The organism is Paenibacillus sp. MMS18-CY102 (genome assembly GCF_009789195.1).
Classification (GTDB): Bacteria; Bacillota; Bacilli; order Paenibacillales; family Paenibacillaceae; genus Paenibacillus_T.
Map to the genome: position 1 here is coordinate 50,493 of NZ_WSTC01000023.1, position 21,198 is coordinate 71,690.

Here is a 21,198-nt window from a genome sequence, read left to right on the forward strand (position 1 = left end):
TATTGCGTCCTGATGCCATCGTACTGGAAATCACACATTTATTCCAACGCATTTCATGGTATGATTTTATTGACTTAAAGGAATGAGCGGAGGGTAAGAGATGGAACTTCTTCAGCTTCAGTATTTTGTCGAGGTTGCGCGATTGGAGCATGTCACGGAAGCTGCGCGAAGCCTCCACGTTACACAATCGTCATTAAGCAAAACGATTCAACGATTGGAGGAGGACTTAGGCGTCCCGCTATTTGATCGAATCGGGAGGAAGCTGCGGTTGAATCACTTTGGAAGCCGATTTCTTCACCGTGCAGAGCGAGCGTTATTCGAACTGGAACAAGGGAAGCAGGAGCTGAGCGATTTATCCAGTCCAGAACACGGAACACTTGAATTAGCGGTTTCTACTGCGAGCACATTGCCTCCAATCCTTAAAGCGTTTCGGAAGAAGCGCCCCGACATCCATTTTCATGTGCAAATGCTGGCTATGCAGGACATGGTTACGCTGCTTCAGAGGGGGGAGGTCGATTACTGCTTATCCTCGCCTCCAGTACAAGGGGACGGGATCGTATGCCAAATCGTGTTTAACGACCCTATCCTTATCGCCGTTCCTGCGGGGCATCGGTTGGCAAGCCGAAGCAGTGTTTCTCTGGAAGAATTAAGGGATGAATGGTTTGTTGGCGTAAAGAGGGGCTATGGCACTCGCGATCTCGTTGATTCGATTTGTGAAGCGGCCGGATTTACGCCAAACTATGTGTATGAAGGGGATGAGCCTGCAAGGCTTAGCGCGCTAGTGGAGGCGGAAGTTGGCATTGCTTTCATGCCAAGCACGGCAAGGTTTTCACGGGATAAAATCGCATATCTTCGCGCAGAGAATCATGATTTGGTGCGGGAAATCGCATTAATGTGGCATGAGAGCCGTTACCTTTCGCGGGCTGCACTGGACTTCCGGGAAGTCGTTATTGCGCACTTCGAGCAGCAGCCAGGAAACTCGAAGTTTGTCGAATAATAGGGAAAAATATATAAAGTAGCCTATATTTACAAAGCTCAGCCAAGGCGTTACTATGTTAGGTGTAACGACAAGCTGAGGGCCATGCCTTTTAAAACACAACGTTGTTTTAAAACAACCCCGTTCGCTCCTAAGAGAGTGGCGGGGTTGTTTGGCGTTCTGGGAGCTGGCATTCCTTGTCGAAGAAACGGGAGGTGGAAAGGACAATTAATCGGAGCGGGACATCAGAATAGACACTTCAGGGATTCCGGGAAAGGAGCGTTTGAACGTTGCCAGACCAATCGGTCATCGTCACGATTGACAATTTTCACGCCCGCAAATTAAACAACGAAAGAAGGATATTCGTATATTTGCCCCCCAGCTATGGGAGAGAGCTTACTAAGCGTTACCCCGTCCTATACATGCACGCCGGACAGCGCGCATTCGCGCCTGCCGCTCCAGGGACGGAATCATGGAACATCCACCTCGCGGCAGATCGGTTGATTGCAGAAGGTACGATGGACGAGATTATTATCGTCGCGATTGCCCATGTGCGGCCCGTCGATTCCAACGAGTATTATCATTTTTCCGCACCAGCAGAGGAAACGAAAGCTGGCATTCGCTGCTCGGGGATCGAGTATGAGGACTTTATCGTCCATGATCTAAAACCGTATATCGATGAGCGTTTCCGAACGTTAACCGATTCGGCGAATACCGCACTGATCGGCTCTTCCGCTGGCGCATTGTCAACGTATCATACGGGATTTCGCCACCCAGACGTGTTCGGCAAGCTGATTATGTTATCTCCGTATTTCGTTAAAGCACAGTTGGATGATACAGCGGAAACGAAGCTGCGAGAGGAAATCCTGTATCAGCCGTTTGACGGGGCAGACAAGCTGCCTATGAAAATATGGCTCGATATCGGGGACGCTGAAGGGCTGTTTCTGCCGCGCCATATCCGTGATGTTGCTCACAGCCTGATGAATCACGGCTACAAGTATGGCGAAGAGCTTGCCTACCTGGAGCAGCCGGATGCAGCTCACCAAGAGGCTGATTGGGGTGAACGGGTCCATATTCCCCTGCTCTATATGTTCGGCCGGCCCGGTACTGCAATATGCCTCGAGCTGCGCGGAAGGGACGTTATTGGGCTTGCTGGGATGAAGACGCAAATTAATGCATTGCTTAAGTATGACAGCGGGTTCGCCATCACCATATTGGACGGGGCATACCGTGTAGAAAATCCAGACGTGTTGGCGATTCTCCCCGATGGCACAGTAGTGCCAAAGCAAGAGGGAACTACGCTTGTTACGTTGTATGCTGGCGGCTTAGAGGCGTCGAAAATATTCACCGTAGTGGCGCAAATGTCCGAATTCGTCGAGGTTCAAATGGATGCAGAAGTGCCAAGTGAACCAGAGATGGCGGATTCCATTTACGGTGGCATGGGAATGAAGTTGCTTTATGTGGGAGAGAACCGTTACACAGGCACTTTCCACGTTCCAAGAGACAGTGGTTATCGCTTCCGCTTCACGAAAGGTTTCCGCAAATTCGAGTTGGATGCTGCAGGGAACGCGTTTCCGAACCGTTCGTTCCGGGCCTGTGAGAACATTGCTCTCCATTATCAAATCGAGCGCTGGGATGGCGCTGCCACCCATGCTCAGGTCAGGAGGAGTTATGCAGATCCAACATTTTGATCCGATCATGGAAATGCCCTATTACTACCCATGCAATTTGCCGCTTGTCCATGAGGTGTTAAAGCGGCAGGGCTCGAAGAGTACGCTTAGCCTGCTAGCTAATTCAAGGTTGTATGGCTTGCCTGCTTGTTCGAGCTTAGGGCTGGTAAAGCAATATTTTAACAAGCTGGATTATGAGGATGCGGTATGGCTAGAGAAAGGGAAGCGGGAGATTGCTAGCTTCGAAGAAGGCGTTACAGAGATTCGGGAACGCATAAGCGCAGGAGAGTTGTTCCTCGCGACAGGGACCAGTTACTATCTTCCGTATTGCGAGGATTATCTGAATCCGAACTATATCTCGAAACTCGTTGAACCCGATTCCCGCCGGTATCTGGTGGATCACTGGCTTGCCGTGTATGGCATGCAAGACGAACAAATGTATATTTATGACCCGGTGCCTTCACGTTACGCGGGACCGTTATCGAGCCAAGCTTTCGGCGACTTCTGGAGAGGCAATAAGAGCATTCCTGAGCTGGCGACGGCTAAACGGAAGGAAGAACTTCATATCTATTGCACCGTGGATATCGAGGCGGAAGCAAAACTGTCTCCTTCTGCATTTAAGGATGCTTTGCAGCGCACACTCGCAACGTTGGCATATGAGTTTTTGGCAGGCCAGGAGATACAGAAGGATGGCCGTGTTTATTATTTCGGAAACGCGGTGACGCTGCAGCTCCTCAAACGTCTACATCTAGGTGCAGCCAATGGCGCAACGGACATTAGCGCGATTTCCACCTTCTTATTCGATATGCGATGGAGCCGTTATTTCTTCCGGGACCTGCTTAGCGATATGGGAACGATACTTGGTTCTCCATACGATGCATATTCTGCCGAATTTAATGCGATCGTAGGCGAATGGGAGCAAGCGCATAAGATGATGCAAGGCCGCTGGGCAGCAGAGAATGCCGCCGAACGAATTCGTATGGTGAGCAGCGTCGTCGAGCAGCTCGGGCTACGGGAGCATCGGTTGTATGAGGCGATGTGGGCGGAGCACCGAAACATCGGATTGTTCGGCAAAAAGCGTGCAGAGCAGGATGGAATTAGCTCTGCCCAACGTGAAAAGCTGGAGAAAATCGTACTGGAAAGCTGTTTGGATTTGAACCGATACCATAATGGATCGATTCCTGTCGAGCTTGGGTTGCAGGCGCCACTCTATGGCCGCAACGGAAATTTGGATTCCCTTGGGCTTGTATCGCTGCTCGCTGCAGTTGAACAGAGCATCCAGGAGGAGCTAGGCATTGGCCTTGCTTTGTCAGAGATTGCATCAGCAGGGTTGCCAGACAGCCCTTACCGGACCGTCGGCCGATTCATCGACTATCTTATTGATCGAATGCCGGAAGCGGGGTAAGGAGGAGGAACATGCACCAGCAACCTAATCAATTCGACCTGCTCGAGCGGTTTCGCCAGTACGAGCCAAGAACAGCTTTCGTTTGGAAGGATGTTGCGTTCACGTACGGATGGCTGCTCCAGCGCATCGATCAAATGAAAAACGAAATGGCTGAAGCGGGGATTGAACGAGCCATTGTTTCGCTAGAGGAAGATTATTCTCCCTATGCAATTGCGGCGTTGTTTGCCCTGCTGGAGCTGAACTGTATCGTTATCCCGCTTGACCGAAAGCTTGTCGAAGCTAAGAAAGAAGAATATATTAGCATCGCTGAAGCGCATGCAAGAATTCAGGATGTGGAAGAACATGCCCATATGCGAGTGCTCCGGCACGAAGGCGTGCAGCATCCGTTGCTGCTAGCGATGCTAGAAGAAGGGGCAGCTGGGCTTATCATCTTCTCATCAGGCTCCACTGGCAAGAGCAAGGCGGCTGTTCATCGTGCAGACCGGCTGCTGCGTAAGTATACGAATGCAGGACGGGCATTGCGAACGATACCGTTTATGATGTTCGATCATATCGGAGGTCTCAATACGCTTCTTCAGACGTTATCAAGTGGAGGCACCCTGTATATGCTGCCGGACCGGTCTCCAGCTGAGGTCTGCCGGACAATTGAGCATTATCGTGTGCAAGCTTTGCCTGTATCGCCGACCTTTCTTAATTTGCTGCTAATCAGCGGTGCCCATCATGAGTACGATTTGTCCAGCCTTGAGGTTGTCTCCTATGGTTCGGAAGTGATGCCGACGAGTACGCTTGCCGCATGGAACGAGCAATTCCCGGATGTACGGATGGTACAAGCTTACGGCATGTCAGAGCTGGGCATTCTCCCAACCAAATCGAAAGGTTCGGATTCGTTGCTATTCTCACTACGGGGAGAAGAGGCACGTTACCGAATTGTAGACGGCATGCTTGAAGTATTGGCCGATACCGCGATGGCTGGATATTTGAATGCGCCAGATCCATTCACAGAAGATGGCTGGCTGCGGACGGGCGACGAGGCGGTCGTTGAGGACGGCTGCATCCGGATTCTTGGCCGCCGCTCGGAGCTGATCAATGTTGGCGGCGAGAAGGTGTACCCGGCGGAGGTGGAAGATGTGCTTCACATGCTGGACGAGATCGAAGAGGTCGTCGTTAGCGGGGAACCTAGTGGCGTAACTGGTCAGCTCGTGAAGGCAACGGTTAAGCTTCGAGACTGCGATCTTACGTTGGGCGAGCTTCGCCGCCGCATTTGGGCTTTCTGCCATGATAAGCTTCCTTCTTATAAAATACCGCAAAAAATCGTCATTACCGAAGAGTCGCTGATGGGTGACCGTATGAAGAAAATACGAATTCCGCAATCATAAATGTAATTCGGCGTTATCAAATCTAATTATAAGGTGGTTAATAAGATGCAAACGACAGTGGGACGTTTTTCGCAAGAATTGGAACAATTACACCGTGATGGTTATGTAGTATTCCGCAATGTATTGGATAAGAAGCAAGTGGCGGATGTGAAAGCAGGGATTCAGCATGCGTTTGAAGGAAAAGGCGATAACGTGATGCTGCAAGGGCCGATGTTCGAGAAAGGCGAGATTTTTGAATATTTGGTAGACCAGCCTACGGTCATCGATTTTATCGAGGAAATCCTCGGTACAGATTGCCAGCTAAGCAGCATGAACGGCATGCGGACAGTGAAGAACACAGGCGTTAGCATGTGGCATGTAGACGAAGCTTTGTTCTTCCCATTGCCTGATGGCGTTGAAATTGACCCGAGCATTCAGATGCCGGTGTACCTCGTGAATGCCCTCTATTACCTTGACGATATCACCGAAGAGCTTGGGCCAACACAAGTCGTTCCTGGTTCACACCGTGCGGGCAAGCACTTGCAATTTACAGAAGAGATTGAGCCTTATAAAGGGCAGGAACCGGTCTCCGTGCTCGCAAAAGCGGGGGATTGCCTGATCTTCAACAGCCAAATATGGCATCGCGGCGCGCCTAACCAAAGCGACAATCCGCGTTACGTTCAGCAGATCATCTACCGCAAGAAATTCATCGTGCCCCATATGTCCCATGACAACAATGCCGTTTACCAAGTGCCTGAGCATATCGCACAGCGGGCGAATGCACGCCGTCGCCGGCTGATGGGTTATAACGAGCAAATTTTCTAAAATGGATTAAAATCTGCCTAAGCGGCTGGAAAGTGCGCCGATGGGCGGATAGGGTAGAAAAACCTACCCTATGAAGCGCGCAAATGATCGAATAAAAAAGCAGCAGCAGGTCCAAAGTGACCGGCTGCTTTTTTCGTGTTGGGGAGCAATAACCTTAAGAAAACCTATTGACTTGGAGTTAACTCCAAGTGCGATAATACGTAAGGTGATCGTCGCAGCCGTTTATTGCACACGAGGATACCTATGAACTGGAGAGAAGGTACACGAAATGGAATACGTGAAACTAGGCAATACCGGCATGGATGTTTCCCGTCTATGTCTCGGCTGTATGAGCTTTGGCGATGCAACGCGATGGACGCATCCGTGGGTACTGGATGAAGCGAATAGCCGCCCGATTATTAGAAAAGCGTTGGACCTGGGCATCAATTTCTTTGATACCGCTAATATTTATTCGACCGGTGCGAGCGAAGAAATTATTGGCCGGGCGTTAAAGGATTATGCCGAACGTGATGAAATCGTTATTGCAACGAAGGTTCATTTTCGAATGCATGAAGGCCCGAACGGCGCAGGGCTTTCCCGTAAGGCTATCATGAGTGAGATCGATAAGAGCCTTAAGCGTCTATGCACCGATTATGTTGATTTATATCAGATCCACCGCTGGGATTACAGCACGCCCATCGAAGAAACGATGGAAGCATTGCATGATGTGGTAAAAGCAGGGAAAGCAAGATACATCGGTGCATCGGCTATGTACGCTTGGCAATTTCTTAAGGCACTCAATGTTGCAGAAAAATACGGATGGACCCGGTTTGTATCGATGCAGAATCACCTTAACCTCATGTACCGTGAGGAGGAACGGGAGATGATGCCGCTTTGCAAAGAGGAGAAAATCGGTGTGATCCCATACAGCCCACTCGCTTCGGGCCGATTGGTGCGTGATTGGTCGGAAACAACGTTCCGTTCGGAAACCGACCAAGCCCAAAAAATGAAATACGACGCAACTGCAGATGTTGACCGGATTATCGCGGACCGGGTTACTGCTATTGCAGAACGGCGCGGTGTGCCGCGTGTTCAAATTGCGCTTGCCTGGCTGCTGCAGAAGGAAGCAATGACGTCTCCTATTATTGGGGCAACGAAAGTGTCCCAGCTCGAAGAGGCGGTTGATGCGCTTTCGATCGAGTTAACGCCTGAAGAAATTATCTATCTCGAAGAACGGTATGTTCCCCATCCAGTGGTTGGCGCGCTGTAAGCAGCCATCCATAACCAATATTAAAATCAAAGGAGTAATGAAACGAATGTGTAAAACGCATGTTTTAAGTGTCCCAAGCGCAAAAGCGCCTTTCGAAAAGACGGCAATCGAACGTAGGGAATTACGTCCAAACGACATCTTAGTCGATATTAAGTTTAGCGGAATTTGCCATTCCGATATTCACAGCGCATGGGATGAATGGGGCGGCGGCATGTTCCCGATGGTTCCGGGCCATGAGATTGCTGGCGTTGTCGAAGCAGTAGGAGCGGCGGTTTCGAAGTTTGCCGTTGGCGACCGCGTTGGCGTCGGTTGTTTTGTAGATTCCTGCGGAGAATGCGAATATTGTCTGCAAGGTGAAGAACAGTATTGTACAAAAGGCTTCGTCGGAACCTATAATTCGTTAGACTATGATGGCAATCCGACCTATGGCGGATACAGCCAGAAAATCGTCGTAACTGAGCGCTTCGTTGTCCGCATTCCAGACAGCTTGCAATTAGAAGTGGCAAGCCCTTTGTTGTGTGCGGGAATTACGACGTACTCTCCGTTGAAGCATTGGAAAGCCGGTCCGGGCAAAAAGGTTGCCGTAGTCGGGTTGGGCGGGCTTGGCCATCTGGCTGTGCAATACGCGCATACCCTGGGAGCAGAGGTAACAGTGTTGAGCCAGTCGATGAATAAAAAAGAAGAAGCGCATGAATTAGGCGCAGATTTCTATTATGCAACGAACGATTCGGCAACGTTTAAAGCGCTGGCTAATCGTTTCGATCTGATTTTAAATACAGTAGCGGCTAATCTTGATGTTGATGCCTACTTATCTTTGCTCCGCGTAGATGGTACGCTTGTGAATGTCGGTGCGCCTGCCGAAGCTGACAAGTACAACGTTTTTTCTCTTATTATGCAGCGCCGAAGCATTGCCGGTTCACTCGTCGGCGGCATTCGGGAAACGCAAGAAATGCTCAATTTCTCAGCGGAACATGGCATTGCTCCGAAAATTGAGCTCATTCGTGCGGATCAAGTCGATGAGGCTTACGAGCGCATTCTTAAGAGTGATGTGCGCTATCGCTTCGTCATTGATATCTCTACTTTGTAATTTCTCGCCAACGCGATTTCGTACGATTTAGGAGATGAAGTTCCATGCGAATGGCTGAAGTAAGCGCCAAATTTGACCTGTCACAAGATACACTTCGCTATTATGAACGAATCGGGCTCATTCCACCTGTTAACCGAAATAATAACGGCATCAGGGAATATACAGAAGAAGATTTAAGATGGGTTGAATTTATTAAATGCATGCGCAACGCCGGTCTTCCGATCGAAGCTTTAATTGAGTATGTGAAATTGTTCCAACAAGGCGAGGAGACCGAAGAGGCTAGAAAAGAGCTCTTAATAGAACAGCGTGAGCAGCTTTCCGCAAGAATTGAAGAGATGGGGAAGACGCTGGAGCGTCTTGATCGGAAAGTTGAGAGGTACGAAGAGACCGTTCGGATCAAGGAACAATCCTTACAGCGCCTGAATGATTGATAAACGTTAACGGACCGAGCGGCCCTTATTTGATCAGAATGAGCCAGATTTGTTTTCTAAAATGGCGAAATAAAGGCTGTGGAGTCCGTCCCTCGTATTTAAAGGTTTATCTCACAAATGCTCTGCCATTCACAGGATTTCAACAACTTAGATGGCAGATACGGTGCAGGGTTGTAGGGGGGAGACTAGTCGATGGCACCCTTCGGGCATGCAGGAACAAAAGTTACGCGTTTACGCACTTTTCTTGACGTTCTGCTGCACAACTCCACTTGTCCCTTGGAGGTTCACCCTCCCATGTCTCGACGGGTCATTGCCCTTACATTCCTTCGTTGTACCTGGCCAAGGCGTGGAGGCCGATAGCGTTTAGTTGACGGGTCATATGCCCTGGCGGACCACCATACTCGGTTTCTCTGTGCGTTCTTTGTCATTGAGTCCGTAAGCGTCAAACCTACCCCACCTTTAAAGTCCCATCCCCACATGAGAAAATGAGGGCACCCCAATATAGGAGGCTGCCTCATGACTACCAAAGAACAACGTCTTCACGAATGGATTGCGCGCATCGCGGATTATATGAACAGTGGCCTTACGATGTCGGCATGGTGTACAGCCAATCACTTCACCAAAGAAAAACTGAGATATTGGCTCCGTAAAACGAAAGCAGCTTCTTCCACAGCCGCACTAACTCCGCCTACTCACTGGGTACCGCTTGCGGTTGCTGATCAAACCGAATCTCCCAACTCAGCACCTTCACTTGTTGTTTGCGTCGGACAAGCCAGCATTGAGCTTCGAATAGGCTTCGACGCTCAACTCCTTCGTGAAATCGTGCAGGCATTGGAAGCGCTATGCTAACGCTATCTAACACTCAGCGTGTTTATCTCGCTTGTGGATCGACGAATTTGCGCAAGTCTATCGATGGGTTGGCCGCAATCGTTCAAGAAGGCTTTGGACTTGACCCATTCTCCACCTGCTTATTCGTGTTCTGTAACCGCGAGCGCAACAAACTCAAAATTTTGTACTGGGAGCACAACGGCTTCTGGCTGTTCTATCGTCGCCTTGAACGCGGGACGTTCCAGTGGCCAATCGGCAGCAGTGATCCGGTGGCAGTCTCTAACCGCGAGCTTCGCTGGCTGCTAGACTGACTTGCGCTAAGCCAACGGCAAGCTCACTCTCAAGTCACGGCTAGCACGGTGATCTAACGCAATCATTTGCCATTTCGCCATACCTAACGGCAGGAATAGGAGGCTTTTCAGCGAAAATCTAAGGTATGGATACTTAATCGAATTCCCCACTTACAATAAAAGATCTGGAACAGAAAACAGCCAAGCTGGAACAACAAAATGCGGAGTTAACGGCCAAACTTAACTGGTACCAAGAGCAGTTCCGGCTTGCACAGCTGAAGCGTTTTGGCACCTCAAGTGAGAAGACGCATCCGGACCAGCTCGCGCTGAATCTGTTCAACAAAGCCGAGGTGCTGGCGACGCCTGCCTCACAGGAACCGGATGTCGAAACGGTCACTTACAACCGCAAGAAATCTGCCGGTACCCGCGAGGCTAAGCTCGAGCATTTTCCAGTTGAGACCATTACCTATGAACTCCCGGAAGATGAGCAAGTTTGCGCGTGCTGCGGGGGCGCACTTCATGGAATGAGCACCGAGACGCGAAACGAAATCACGGTGATTCCTGCTGAAGTGAAGGTGACGAGGCATGTACGTCAGGTTTATGCGTGCCGTCACTGTGAGCGAGAGGAAATTCGTACGCCAATCATAACGGCATCACGGTGCAGACCAGTGGCTTTCACTGCTTACAGAACGTATGCGGGAGCATCTACTTGTCCAGGACATCGCGCATGCTGATGAAACGACGCTGCAGGTACTGCACGAGCCGGGCAAGTCCGCAGAAGCGAAATCGTATTTGTGGCTGTATCGAACCGGCCGCATGAGTTCGCCGACCGTCTTGTACAAGTATCAGCCAACGCGTGGCGGTGAGCATCCCCGAAACGTTCTGACGGGATTCAGCGGTTATCTGCACGTGGACGGTTATTCCGGGTACCACAAGGTGAAGAGCGTAACGCTAATTGGTTGCTTTGCGCATGCGAGGCGGAAGTTCGACGAGGCGATGAAGGCACTGCCTGCCTCACAGGACAAAACCTAAACAGCTGCCGAGCAGGGCCTTCAGTTTTGCAATCAGCTTTTTGCGATTGAGCGAGAGCTAAAGAACGCTACACCGGAAGAACGTTATAATGTCCGAATGGCGCGCAGCCGCCCTGTTCTGGATTCTTATTTGGTATGGCTACGTCAGCAGCGATCTCGTACATTGCCCAAAAGTTTACTTGGACAAGCAATTACCTACAGCTTGAATCAATGGGACAAGCTGATCGCCTTCTTACAAGACGGACGACTGGAGATCGACAACAATCGCAGCGAACGGGCGATCAAGCCGTTTGACATCGGGCGAAAGAACTGGCTGTTCGCCAACACACCTCGCGGAGCGAAGGCCAGCGCAATCATTTACAGCGTGATCGAAACGGCAAAGGAGAACGGACTAAACCCGTTTAAGTACTTGATGCACCTGTTGGAGCAACTCCCGCAGCTTCCCGATCCGAAAGATCTAGAAGCACTGGACAATCTGCTTCCATGGTCGTCAACGATTCCATTGACCTGCCGAGTATTCAAATCTTAATAGCAGCTTATCTGAGCCCTCATATTCGTTACAAGGGTGGGGGGCTATTTGACGCTTACGAATTCGCTAGATATATTAATTGCAGATGATAATAAAACGATGCATGGTGTAACTCCTGTGCAAGTAGATAAAAATGGCGAGCAAGGGTATCGCGATGTTCTTGTTGTTGCATTTACAAAAGAGCAATGACCTATAAGTGTAAAGGGTAATGTGCTAGTTTGAGGGGAGAAAAACAATTGCCAAACAGCGAAGTTATACGTAAGCCCAAAAGTCGTTTTCATATAAACAACTTTCCTTGGGCAGCAGATATTATTTTACTACTAGTGGCTTTAGCCTGGGGATCAAGTTATATCACCGCCAAAACGGTTTTGAATAATTACGAGCCATTTATGTTTTTATTTTACCGTTTCTTACTGACTGTTCTCATTATGCTGCCTTTTACATGGAGGAATTTAAAGAAGGCTTCATCGGAAACATGGATAACCGGTGTGATATTCGGCTTATTTTTGTTTTCCATTTTTTCTTTTGAAACATGGGGAATTCATTACACCTCAGCCTCAAATTCAGCTTTTATTATAAGTCTGACTCTTATATTAACACCTATATTGGATTGGATTGTGAACAAGAAGTTTACGGGTTTCACTTTCTTTATGGCGGTTGGTTTGTCTATTATTGGAACGGGGCTCTTAACCTTCAAGGACACCATTTTATTTAATATAGGAGATTCTCTAATTCTTGGAGCTGCACTTCTAAGAGCGACACAGATGACCTTCACCAAAAAAATGACAGAGGGGAAAGTTCTGGACAGCAGCGCATTAACGGTTATTCAATTGGGTGTAGTTGCTGTATTATCTGGAGTATTCAGTCTTTCCGCTGAAGGGACATCCTTATTTCACATCCCCCAATCCTTGGAATTTTGGTTGCTTACGTTGTATTTAGCTTTGTTTTGTACGATTTTTGCTTTCTTTGCCCAGATGGTGTTCATTCGAAGAACGTCGCCTACACGAGTTGGTTTGCTGATGGGAATGGAGCCTGTGTTTGGTGCATTCTTTGCAACATTAATAGGAGGCGAAATTCTCACGTCGATAAACTGGCTTGGCGGAATATGCATATTAGGAGCAACGTTCTGGGGACGTTATTTGCTAGACCGTAGACTTAAATACTCAACACCCTGAAAGAACGACTTTGAAAATATTGCTGAATATTAGCAAAGGGGATCATCTAAACGTAATATCTGACAGCACGATACAAACGTCTGCAACCGTCCCAAGGACGGCGAAGCCGTTTTTCTTAAAGCTGTGATCACGCATAATCCGAGCCTTAATGACGATATCCCTTCGACTCAGGACCGACTTGTTCAATTTATTCTTCAACTGAGCGAAGGGGATACCGTCATAAAGACACCTTTTGGTTAGGCATATACTTACATGATGTACACGCATTGTCTCGTTAATGTAGGGAGTGGAGAGCTCTAGGTAACGTAACTGTTGTCCTTCGGTATGGCGATTCGATCGAAAATCTGTGCCAGGCGGGCAAGTCCTTGCCGCAGCTGATTCCCAAACATGGGTACACCGTGCCCGGTTATGGCAGCTTGTGGCTTAAGTGCTTCTAGCTTCTTGACGGAATTCCATGCATCCTGCCAATCGAACATGAAGTAAGCGGGAGGACCATGAATTTCTTCCTCTTGCATGAGAACGGCAAAAGCGGATTCTTGCTTAACTGTGATGAACGCGTCGCCTGCAACAATCACGCGATCTGCATCTCGGAAGAGAGAGACGTGACCTTCTGTATGTCCAGGGGTATGAATCCAGCGCCAATCCGGCAACGCGGGGATACTTCCATCTGATGGCAAGGCTTGAACCCGTTGACTAATGTCTATCCCCTTATGAGGGTATAGGGGGGTATACTTGCTATTTGACGCTTACTTGAGTCCCGTGAACGGGAGAGCATTCGTAAAGCTATTCAATGTGACGGATGCTGTTCGTTATTAAGCTGCTACGGAATGGGACACGGAGCTCTGGTACGTTTCGCCTCGTTGAATCATGCCAATTAAGATGCGTGCTAGCTTCCCTATAAGCTTGAAAATGGAGGATATCTTTGACATCCCTTTGAGCTGGTTGCGTGCATGCCAATGTTTAAAATCCGCGTTTTGCCGTACAAGGTTTAACACGCCTAAGTACAAGTATTTGCACAGGCTGCTGTCTCCCCGCTTGGAAAGCTTAATCTGGCCTCTGTGCTTCCCTGACGTTCGCTCCGCTAGATTGAGGCCCGCACGGCGCAGCAGTTGCCTGCCATGGGCATAGTGGCGAAGGTCGCCTTCATAAACATGCAGAAGGCGCAAAATATCTTGCCGCGCAGCATCGTTTGTATTGGAATTTCCAATACTGAGTGCAGCGGCCTGTAACAGCTCGACTGCCTTTGCCTTGCCGCTGGCTCCCGCCACGCGCCGCATCCCTTGATTGCGCCAACCCTCCAACACTTCATCGGCATTCAAATGCCGCAGGTCCTCAGGCAATGCAAAAGCCTTCAGCGTAGCTAATGGCCGGACGCCATCCCATTGCGGGAAGACGCTCCGGAACTCGGGAAAGTACAAGTCGATCCAACGGACGATGCGGTTGCCTAAGCTAATGGACTGCCCCACCCAATATTCGCGCGCGCTCATCATCGCCTTGATTTGGTCGAATACAGGCTCTTCGGGCGAATAATCGGTGTAGTAGCCCCGGCAGGCGACATCGGCGATAACGAGTGCGTCTTTCGGATCGTTTTTGGAAGGGCTGTTGTCGCGGTTTTCCTTATTGCGATGCGTCGTCATCGGGTTCACCAGCACGACTTCGATGCCTTGCTCCAGCAGCCAGTCTGCGAGATTATGCCAGTAGTGGCCGGTGGGCTCCATGCCAACAAGAAAAGAGGTTTTGCCGTGTTTGTCACCCGCTTCGCGCATCCAGTTGAGCAACTTTTCGAATCCTGCCTCTGTGTTTGAGAAGGAGAAGTGGCGTGGCGTTATTATCCGCCCACGGAAATCTGTGATTTGTGCGGCATGAACATCTTTAGCGATGTCGATGCCTACAATGGCGTGATGGCTGGTAATTCGTTCAATGCGTTGATTTGCCTTGTCTTTTCGAGTAAAATTCATAGTAAGCGCCTCCTGATGGGTTTTTTAGGGCATCCGACCCGTACACCCCCATCATACGAGGCGCTCCTTTTTTTGTCCAAGCTCAAATCTTAGACTCTACAGGAATGTTTAGAGAAAAGGTGTCCCTAAAGCAGAACTGCTTTTAGGACACCTCTTTTTTGTTTGTTTCAACTATTATTTTTGCGGTGAAATGGTTTGCGGGTTGCCCTGTTTAGCCACGACAAATGTCGTTATTTCCGCACGCTTGCGTTGGTAGAAGAGCCAATTAAGCGCAATCGCTATGATATAGAAGCCGATGAAAATATAGAAAGCTGTGATGTATGAGCCAGTAGTTTTGACGGACCAGCCGAACATCTTCGGAATGAAGAAGGAGCCATAGGCTGCGAAAGCGGCAGTGAAGCCAAGCACTGGCGCTGCTTCCTTGGCTGGGAAGATGTATGGGATCATTTGGAACGTGGAGCCTGAACCCGTACCAGCCGCAAGGAATAAAATGAGGAACGAGATAAGGAAGCCTGCAAAACTGCCTTGCTGGATAAAATAAATAACCGACAGTGAGCCAAGCCCCATGATGAACAAGACGATGGAAGTGACTTTGGCACCGCCAAATTTATCGGAGATGAACCCGCCGACTGGCCGTGCTGCCGCTGCGAGAAAGGCACCAAGAAATGCGAGCGAGGTGTGGCTAGGGAATTGCGATTTTAGCAGAAGCGGGAAGGCTGCAGAAAATCCGATGAACGACCCGAATGTTGCGACATACAGGAAGGTCATTACCCACGTATGCTTGCGTTTAACGATGACGAACTGGCTGGCGAACGATTGCTTCGCGCCGGGCAGGTTATCCATGCCGAAGAACGCGATGATAGCCATTAAAATAATCGGAATAATCCAGATGAAGGCGGCATTTTGAAGCCAGACCTGCTGGCCGTCCTTGAGCAACTGGCCGTCTCCGCCAATCGCTGCGAATGTGCCTACTGTCATAATTAGCGGGGTGACGAATTGGACGACGGACACGCCCATATTTCCAAGGCCGCCGTTAATGCCAAGCGCTGTGCCCTTCTCTTTCTTCGGATAGAATAGTGAAATATTCGACAGCGAAGAAGAGAAATTGCCTCCGCCTAATCCGCAAAGCGCGGCAAGGAGCAGCATGACGGCGTAAGGCGTATCCGGATTTTGCACGGCGATGCCGATTCCGGCTGCTGGGATGAGCAGGACGGAGGTGGAGATAACGGTCCAGTAGCGTCCGCCAACGATCCCGACTGCGAAGGTGTAAACGAAACGGAGCGTAGCACCGACTAGTCCAGGAACTGCCGCCAACGTGAATAATTGATTCTCGGTAAACGAGAAGCCGACATCATTCAATCGAACGGCGACAACCGACCAGATTTGCCAAACAATAAATGCAAGCATGAGTGATGGTACGGAAATCCATAGGTTGCGTGATGCGTGGCGTTTGCCTTCCAACTGCCAGAAGTCAGGATTTTCTGGATTCCAATGATTTATTCTTGCCATCGTAATTTCCTCCCGTAAGTGCGAGAGCCTTCCTGCTGGCTGGCTCTCTTTGATTTGATGACCTGAGTGTAGCAGTGCTGGAAGCCGGTGGCTGTGCCTTTTGTCACAGTGATGCCAATCACAGACAAAGCAGAGGCACAGGCTTTACGATAGAACTGTTCGAGTCGCAGCTGTGTTATTAAGTGAAAATTTTCACAACATCTTAAAGGAGTTGGCCGTATGTTTCATTTGTCCATCGAAGGATTGTTGTTACGGTTTTTTCTTGGCGGCGGGGCTGTGGTTGCTGCTTCGATAATAGCCAAACGCGTTGGCGGGTCGTTTGGCGGCATTTTCGCTGCATTCCCGGCAGTATTTGTAGCTGCAATGCTGACAATGCGATTGGATTATGGCGGGAGCGATTTGATCCGTCGATCGATTGACTTGTCCAAGGGGGCGATGGTCGGCATGGGAATTAATATGTTATGTGCTGTTGCAGTCGGGGCATTATGTGCCCGTAAAGGCTGGAAGAAGGGGCTTTCCTTATCCGTATGTGGCTGGTTAATCGTGTCGTTGTCCATTTCGTATGTCCTGTTCAACACATGAAATTTACTAATCAGTTTAAAACAATGACAAGGAGTGATCATAATGGGTTTAAAAGAGTCAGCACTGCGTTTCTTGCTCGGCGGCATGGCTGTTGTCCTCAGTTATTTCGCTTCCATGGCGCTTCCGTGGAAATCGCTTGGCGGCATTTTTGCTACATTCCCAGCCGTAATGGTAGTAGCCGTCCTGATGGTTGGCATTAATCAAGGTTCTAAGAAGGCTGCCGAAATCGCCAACGGTTCCGTGTTCGGCATGAGCGGTTGTGCAGTATGTGTGATGGTTGTTCTCTTTATGCTTCAGGCGACAGGCATGTGGTGGATAAGCATTGGGCTTGGCCTAATCTGCTGGTTCAGCAGTGCATATCTCATTTATAAGCTACGTTCCGCGGTGAAAAGCAGAGCCTATCGACACGAATGAGCGCTAAGTTGGATGAAGAGGAAGAACCTTGTGATTTGTATCACAGCCGGGTTCTTTTCTTTTGTGGTCTAATACGTGCATAAGGAAACTTCGAGAGCGAGGGGCAATGGGAATGGAACGTGCATTTGCTTCAAGATGGGCACGGAATGTGTGTATAACGGTATGTGGCTTGATCGTCTTGATGTACATAGGGTCGCGTTTTTTTACGCACATCGACCTGGCGCTGTACGGTTATATGGTTGGCACGGTTGTATTTATTTGCGGTTTTTTCTACCGTTTTATGGCTTGGGGGGACCGCCCGCCGACGAGAATCATTTTGCGTAAAGGAATCAAGCTTCTATTCCGCAAATCGACGCCTGCGACAGCGGCCGACCACTTAGTCGTGTACCGATTTATATGGAATCGTGGATGGTACCGCTGGCTGCAGCATATTTTGCTAGGATGGGGCTGCATCTTGTCCGCGTTCGTCACATTCCCGCTTGTATTCGGCTGGATGTATTTCACGATGGAGGACAATGGCTATTATACCGTCGTGATGTTCGGAATTAATCTGATGCATATCGCCGCAGATGGCATAATTGCTTATTTGTTTTTTAATGCCTTGAACATAACGGCTTTCATGGTGATTGGGGGCGTATGCATGGCGTTAAACCGCCGGCTGCGCAACATGCAGGCACGGGCGGAGCAATCGTTCGCGTATGATTTCCTGCCCCTGTATCTGCTTTTATTCATCTCGATAACTGGGTTAATTCTCACGTTCAATAACTTATTCTTGGAAGGATTCGGGCATCCGGTCATGTCGATGATCCACCAGTGGTCCGTTATTATCACCTTGATCTACCTGCCATTCGGCAAACTTGCACATATTCCGTTCCGACCGATGAGCTTGCTTGCAAGAAACTACCGAGAGCATTACGGGGCGGCAGAACCGAAAGCATGCAAGGTTTGTGGGGCGTATTACGTGTCTGCTGAACAAGCACAGGATGTCGTTGATGTATTGAAGCATAGCGAAATGGAGTTTAAAACTGAAGAAGGCAACCATCTGGCTGAGCTGTGCCTGCCTTGCCGCCGCAAATATCGCATAGCACGCATTACCGGCGTTCCAACCCATCAAATTCGCGTCAAGGAGGCGAATCAGAATGCCAAAGGATAAATTTTTTAAGGTGATTGCCAATAAGGAGCATCCGGGCGAACGGCTCGTGCCGACTCATTGCTCTTATTGTGGCATGCAGTGCGGCATGAATTTGCGGGTGGATACCGGCTCTAACACAATTATCGGCGTCGAGCCTCGATATGATTGGCCGGTTACGCTTGGCAAAATGTGCCCCAAAGGGGTTACGGCTTATCAGCAAACGAATCATGATGACCGCCTGATGAAGCCGCTCATTCGGGATGACCGTTTACTTCGAGGAACGAAAGAAGGCTTCCGCGAGGCGACATGGGAGGAAGCATACGATCTCATCGTCCAGCGGTTTCAAGAGCTGCAGCAAGGCTATGGGCCAGATGCCTTATCCGTCTTCAGCGGCGTTTCCATGACGAATGAAAAATGCTACCTGACCGGCAAGTTTGCGCGAGTCGGCTTACGAACGAGATACATCGACTATAACGGCCGCTTCTGCATGTCGAGCGCTGCGGCCGGATTTTTGCGAACCTTCGGCATTGACCGAGGCTCGACGCTTCCATGGACGGATTTGCACGAGACGGACTGCTTGTTCATAGCGGGCAGCAATACGGCGGAATGCCACCCGACATCGATGTTCCGCATCTGGGAAGTTCAGAACCGTGGCGGCTATTTGATCGTCGTGGATCCTCGGGAGACACCCATTGCAAGACGGGCAGATGTGCATCTGGATCTTCGTCCCGGCACGGATCTGGCGCTTGCCAACTGTATGCTTCACTTGCTCATCAAGGGCGGTTATGCCGACGGGCAGTTTGTTGCGGACCATACAAGCGGTTACGCGGAACTGGAGGAGCTGGTGAAAAGCTTTACGCCAGAATATACGAGCGAAATTACGGGCGTTGCGCCGGAGAAGCTGATCCGCGCTGCGGAAATTTACGGGAAAGCGCCGAATGCGGTCGTCATGTTCGCCCGTGGCATTGAGCAGCAGCATAAAGGGTCGGACAATGTATCTGCTTATACGAATATGTGCTTAGTAACGGGCAAAATCGGCCGTCCCAAATCCGGCGTCGCCACCTTTACAGGCCAGGGCAACGGGCAAGGGGGCCGTGAGCATGGCCAGAAAGCGGATGCATTGCCGGGCTATCGGAAAATAACGAATCCAAAGCATGTGGAGGAAGTGTCCAAGGTATGGGGCATTGAGCCCGAGGAAATGCCGCAGCCGGGCGTCTCGGCCTACGAAATGTTTGGGCTCATGAAGGAGAAGACGATTCGCGGGCTCTATCTGCTCTGCTCGAATCCAGCGGTGTCCGCTCCGAATTTGAACGAGGTTCGCAGCGCGCTTATGAGCCTCGACTTCATGGTATGCTCCGATATTTTTCTGTCCGAATCAGCGGAATATGCCGACGTGGTTCTTCCGTCAACGACGTGGAGCGAAGATGAAGGGACCGTGACGAATTTGGAGGGCCGCATCATAAAAATCAATAAGGCACAGGAGCCGATCGGCCAATCGAAGCCGGATTGGCTTATGCAGATCGAGCTTGCCGAGCGGCTCGGCAGGGGCCAATACTTCCGGCATTTGCAGTCCGCCCGCGCTATCAATGATGAGTTTCGACTCGCCTCCAAGGGTGGGTATGCCGATTACTACGGGGCAACGTGGGAGAAGATCGACATACAGCAGGGCGTCTTCTGGCCTTGCAAGGATGAAGCGGACGAAGGAACGCCGCATATGTTTCTCGATAAGCAATTTTACCATCCCGATAAGAAAGCGAAGCTGTGCGCACTGCCGTATCGGCCGCCAGCCGAAGAGCCATGTGAGGAGTTCCCGCTGCGCCTGACGACGGGCCGGGTCGTCTATCACTATTTATCGGGCAATCAGACGAGGCGAATTCCGTTTCTGCATGCGATGTGCCCGGAGCCGTTCGTTGAAGTGCATCCTGATACCGCCCAGCTTTATCAAATTGAGCATGAAGAGACTGTGAAGCTGGTTACCCGCCGAGGGGAAGCGCATTTTAAGGTGAAAATGACGGAGGCGATTCGCCCGGATACGATCTTCGTGCCTTACCACTTCGGCCATGACGAATCGGTCAATTTGCTGACGATCGCCGCGCTTGACCCGATGTCTCGAATGCCGGAGTTCAAAGTGTGCGCCGTTCAAATTTACAAAATGAAGCAGCAAACGCAAAGCGAGGCGGTTACCCAATGAAACAGCATTTATATATTGAAATGGACAACTGCATCGGCTGCCGGAGCTGCTTGGCGGCATGCACGCAGTGCGGCGGGCATGATGAGCGTAACCGGAATTACGTATATGACGTGAACCCGCTTGTTAATCGCCAGACGATTCCGCTCATGTGCTTGCATTGTGTTAACCCGGCTTGTGCGCGCAGTTGTCCGGCCCAAGCGATTCAGGTGACGCCTGAGGGCGCTGTCCTTTCAGCGTTGGTGGAGAAGTGCATCGGCTGCCAAAACTGCACAATCGCTTGCCCTTATGGCATTCCAAAGTTCGACCAGGAGCAAAATCTGATGTACAAATGCGACCTGTGCTACGACCGCACGAAGGAAGGCATTCCCCCGATGTGTGCGTCCGTCTGTCCGACGAATACACTCCAATGGCTGACGGAAGAGGAATTAAAGCATAAGCAGGAGCAGCATCAGCTTGGCAAATGGACAGCAAGCCGCATGCCGCTGGGCCCTCTTGAAGGGGAAACGAATGTGAAGATTAGCCTTCCGGGCATTTTGCAAGGCAAACAAAAGCTGTTCTAAG

Annotated in this window: 20 protein-coding genes and 1 pseudogene; 18 read left to right on the plus strand and 3 right to left on the minus strand. The window is 50.1% G+C overall.

The features are described from left to right. Positions 1-100: 100 nt before the first annotated feature. The 13 genes and pseudogenes from GON22_RS17355 (at position 101) to GON22_RS17415 (ending at position 12,851) form a co-directional block, all read left to right on the plus strand. Positions 101-997 (plus strand): LysR family transcriptional regulator, encoded by an 897-nt coding sequence (locus GON22_RS17355; RefSeq protein ID WP_160397373.1) that lies wholly within the window; start codon positions 101-103, stop codon positions 995-997. Positions 998-1,266: 269 nt separating this feature from the next. Next, positions 1,267-2,667: an alpha/beta hydrolase gene (locus GON22_RS17360; RefSeq protein ID WP_160397374.1), complete on the plus strand. Its 1,401-nt coding sequence runs from the start codon at positions 1,267-1,269 to the stop codon at positions 2,665-2,667. Next, positions 2,648-4,051 carry a hypothetical protein gene (locus GON22_RS17365; protein ID WP_160397375.1) on the plus strand — a complete coding sequence of 468 codons (1,404 nt, stop codon included), beginning with the start codon at positions 2,648-2,650 and terminating at the stop codon, positions 4,049-4,051. Before GON22_RS17360 ends, GON22_RS17365 begins: the two co-directional genes overlap by 20 nt. Positions 4,052-4,062: 11 nt before the next feature. After that, a complete protein-coding gene (locus GON22_RS17370; protein WP_160397376.1) occupies positions 4,063-5,427 on the plus strand; it encodes a class I adenylate-forming enzyme family protein in 1,365 nt (454 codons plus the stop codon). A gap of 45 nt (positions 5,428-5,472) precedes the next feature. After that, a complete protein-coding gene (locus tag GON22_RS17375) occupies positions 5,473-6,231 on the plus strand; it encodes a phytanoyl-CoA dioxygenase family protein (protein ID WP_160397377.1) in 759 nt (252 codons plus the stop codon). 268 nt (positions 6,232-6,499) lie between these two features. After that, entirely contained in the window at positions 6,500-7,480 is a 981-nt protein-coding gene (locus GON22_RS17380; protein WP_160397378.1) for an aldo/keto reductase, read from the plus strand. A gap of 46 nt (positions 7,481-7,526) precedes the next feature. After that, entirely contained in the window at positions 7,527-8,567 is a 1,041-nt protein-coding gene (locus GON22_RS17385; protein ID WP_160397379.1) for an NAD(P)-dependent alcohol dehydrogenase, read from the plus strand. A gap of 44 nt (positions 8,568-8,611) precedes the next feature. Beyond that, positions 8,612-8,998: a MerR family transcriptional regulator gene (locus GON22_RS17390; protein ID WP_160397380.1), complete on the plus strand. Its 387-nt coding sequence runs from the start codon at positions 8,612-8,614 to the stop codon at positions 8,996-8,998. A gap of 516 nt (positions 8,999-9,514) precedes the next feature. Then, the gene (gene tnpA, locus GON22_RS17395; protein ID WP_160397381.1) at positions 9,515-9,847 is read left to right on the plus strand and encodes an IS66 family insertion sequence element accessory protein TnpA; all 333 of its coding nucleotides are present in this window, start codon (positions 9,515-9,517) and stop codon (positions 9,845-9,847) included. Further along, positions 9,841-10,137 carry an IS66 family insertion sequence element accessory protein TnpB gene (tnpB, locus tag GON22_RS17400; RefSeq protein ID WP_160397382.1) on the plus strand — a complete coding sequence of 99 codons (297 nt, stop codon included), beginning with the start codon at positions 9,841-9,843 and terminating at the stop codon, positions 10,135-10,137. The genes tnpA and tnpB overlap by 7 nt, the downstream gene beginning before the upstream one ends. A gap of 155 nt (positions 10,138-10,292) precedes the next feature. Beyond that, a pseudogene (tnpC, locus tag GON22_RS17405) lies at positions 10,293-11,676 on the plus strand (IS66 family transposase). A 48-nt stretch (positions 11,677-11,724) separates the two neighbouring features. Then, positions 11,725-11,865, plus strand: a complete 141-nt coding sequence (locus GON22_RS17410) for a 2OG-Fe dioxygenase family protein (protein ID WP_160397383.1) — start codon at positions 11,725-11,727, stop codon at positions 11,863-11,865. A gap of 47 nt (positions 11,866-11,912) precedes the next feature. Further along, the gene (locus GON22_RS17415; RefSeq protein WP_237179222.1) at positions 11,913-12,851 is read left to right on the plus strand and encodes a DMT family transporter; all 939 of its coding nucleotides are present in this window, start codon (positions 11,913-11,915) and stop codon (positions 12,849-12,851) included. Positions 12,852-13,147: 296 nt separating this feature from the next. On the opposite strand, the gene GON22_RS17420 is transcribed toward GON22_RS17415, so the two are convergent. The 3 genes from GON22_RS17420 to GON22_RS17430 form a co-directional block, all read right to left on the minus strand. Continuing rightward, positions 13,148-13,555, minus strand: coding sequence for an MBL fold metallo-hydrolase (locus GON22_RS17420; RefSeq protein WP_160397415.1), 408 nt, complete (start codon positions 13,553-13,555; stop codon positions 13,148-13,150). A 108-nt stretch (positions 13,556-13,663) separates the two neighbouring features. Next, positions 13,664-14,809: an IS110 family transposase gene (locus tag GON22_RS17425; RefSeq protein ID WP_160397384.1), complete on the minus strand. Its 1,146-nt coding sequence runs from the start codon at positions 14,807-14,809 to the stop codon at positions 13,664-13,666. Between the two features lie 174 nt (positions 14,810-14,983). After that, the gene (locus GON22_RS17430) at positions 14,984-16,318 is read right to left on the minus strand and encodes an MFS transporter (RefSeq protein ID WP_160397385.1); all 1,335 of its coding nucleotides are present in this window, start codon (positions 16,316-16,318) and stop codon (positions 14,984-14,986) included. A 219-nt stretch (positions 16,319-16,537) separates the two neighbouring features. Here GON22_RS17430 and GON22_RS17435 point away from each other — a divergent pair, with 219 nt between their 5' ends. The 5 genes from GON22_RS17435 to GON22_RS17455 all read left to right on the plus strand — a co-directional run bounded on the left by GON22_RS17435 (position 16,538) and on the right by GON22_RS17455 (position 21,197). Further along, positions 16,538-16,900 carry a DUF3147 family protein gene (locus GON22_RS17435; RefSeq protein WP_160397386.1) on the plus strand — a complete coding sequence of 121 codons (363 nt, stop codon included), beginning with the start codon at positions 16,538-16,540 and terminating at the stop codon, positions 16,898-16,900. 42 nt (positions 16,901-16,942) lie between these two features. Beyond that, complete coding sequence (locus tag GON22_RS17440) at positions 16,943-17,314, plus strand: DUF3147 family protein (RefSeq protein ID WP_160397387.1); 372 nt, start codon at positions 16,943-16,945, stop codon at positions 17,312-17,314. Between the two features lie 112 nt (positions 17,315-17,426). Then, the gene (locus GON22_RS17445; RefSeq protein WP_160397388.1) at positions 17,427-18,467 is read left to right on the plus strand and encodes a hypothetical protein; all 1,041 of its coding nucleotides are present in this window, start codon (positions 17,427-17,429) and stop codon (positions 18,465-18,467) included. Beyond that, the gene (locus GON22_RS17450; RefSeq protein WP_160397389.1) at positions 18,454-20,637 is read left to right on the plus strand and encodes a molybdopterin oxidoreductase family protein; all 2,184 of its coding nucleotides are present in this window, start codon (positions 18,454-18,456) and stop codon (positions 20,635-20,637) included. Before GON22_RS17445 ends, GON22_RS17450 begins: the two co-directional genes overlap by 14 nt. Next, positions 20,634-21,197, plus strand: a complete 564-nt coding sequence (locus GON22_RS17455) for a 4Fe-4S dicluster domain-containing protein (protein WP_160397390.1) — start codon at positions 20,634-20,636, stop codon at positions 21,195-21,197. Before GON22_RS17450 ends, GON22_RS17455 begins: the two co-directional genes overlap by 4 nt. Position 21,198: the final 1 nt, after the last annotated feature.

Bases quoted from the DNA above. Each gene is read 5' to 3' on its own strand.
- GON22_RS17355 (WP_160397373.1), top strand. From the start codon at position 101: ATGGAACTTCTTCAGCTTCAGTATTTTGTCGAGGTTGCGCGATTGGAG.
- GON22_RS17445 (WP_160397388.1), top strand. From the start codon at position 17,427: ATGGAACGTGCATTTGCTTCAAGATGGGCACGGAATGTGTGTATAACG.
- GON22_RS17365 (WP_160397375.1), top strand. From the start codon at position 2,648: ATGCAGATCCAACATTTTGATCCGATCATGGAAATGCCCTATTACTAC.
- GON22_RS17455 (WP_160397390.1), top strand. From the start codon at position 20,634: ATGAAACAGCATTTATATATTGAAATGGACAACTGCATCGGCTGCCGG.
- GON22_RS17385 (WP_160397379.1), top strand. From the start codon at position 7,527: ATGTGTAAAACGCATGTTTTAAGTGTCCCAAGCGCAAAAGCGCCTTTC.
- GON22_RS17450 (WP_160397389.1), top strand. From the start codon at position 18,454: ATGCCAAAGGATAAATTTTTTAAGGTGATTGCCAATAAGGAGCATCCG.
- GON22_RS17370 (WP_160397376.1), top strand. From the start codon at position 4,063: ATGCACCAGCAACCTAATCAATTCGACCTGCTCGAGCGGTTTCGCCAG.
- tnpA (WP_160397381.1), top strand. From the start codon at position 9,515: ATGACTACCAAAGAACAACGTCTTCACGAATGGATTGCGCGCATCGCG.
- GON22_RS17380 (WP_160397378.1), top strand. From the start codon at position 6,500: ATGGAATACGTGAAACTAGGCAATACCGGCATGGATGTTTCCCGTCTA.
- tnpB (WP_160397382.1), top strand. From the start codon at position 9,841: ATGCTAACGCTATCTAACACTCAGCGTGTTTATCTCGCTTGTGGATCG.
- GON22_RS17375 (WP_160397377.1), top strand. From the start codon at position 5,473: ATGCAAACGACAGTGGGACGTTTTTCGCAAGAATTGGAACAATTACAC.
- GON22_RS17435 (WP_160397386.1), top strand. From the start codon at position 16,538: ATGTTTCATTTGTCCATCGAAGGATTGTTGTTACGGTTTTTTCTTGGC.
- GON22_RS17440 (WP_160397387.1), top strand. From the start codon at position 16,943: ATGGGTTTAAAAGAGTCAGCACTGCGTTTCTTGCTCGGCGGCATGGCT.
- GON22_RS17425 (WP_160397384.1), bottom strand. From the start codon at position 14,809: ATGAATTTTACTCGAAAAGACAAGGCAAATCAACGCATTGAACGAATT.
- GON22_RS17430 (WP_160397385.1), bottom strand. From the start codon at position 16,318: ATGGCAAGAATAAATCATTGGAATCCAGAAAATCCTGACTTCTGGCAG.
- GON22_RS17390 (WP_160397380.1), top strand. From the start codon at position 8,612: ATGCGAATGGCTGAAGTAAGCGCCAAATTTGACCTGTCACAAGATACA.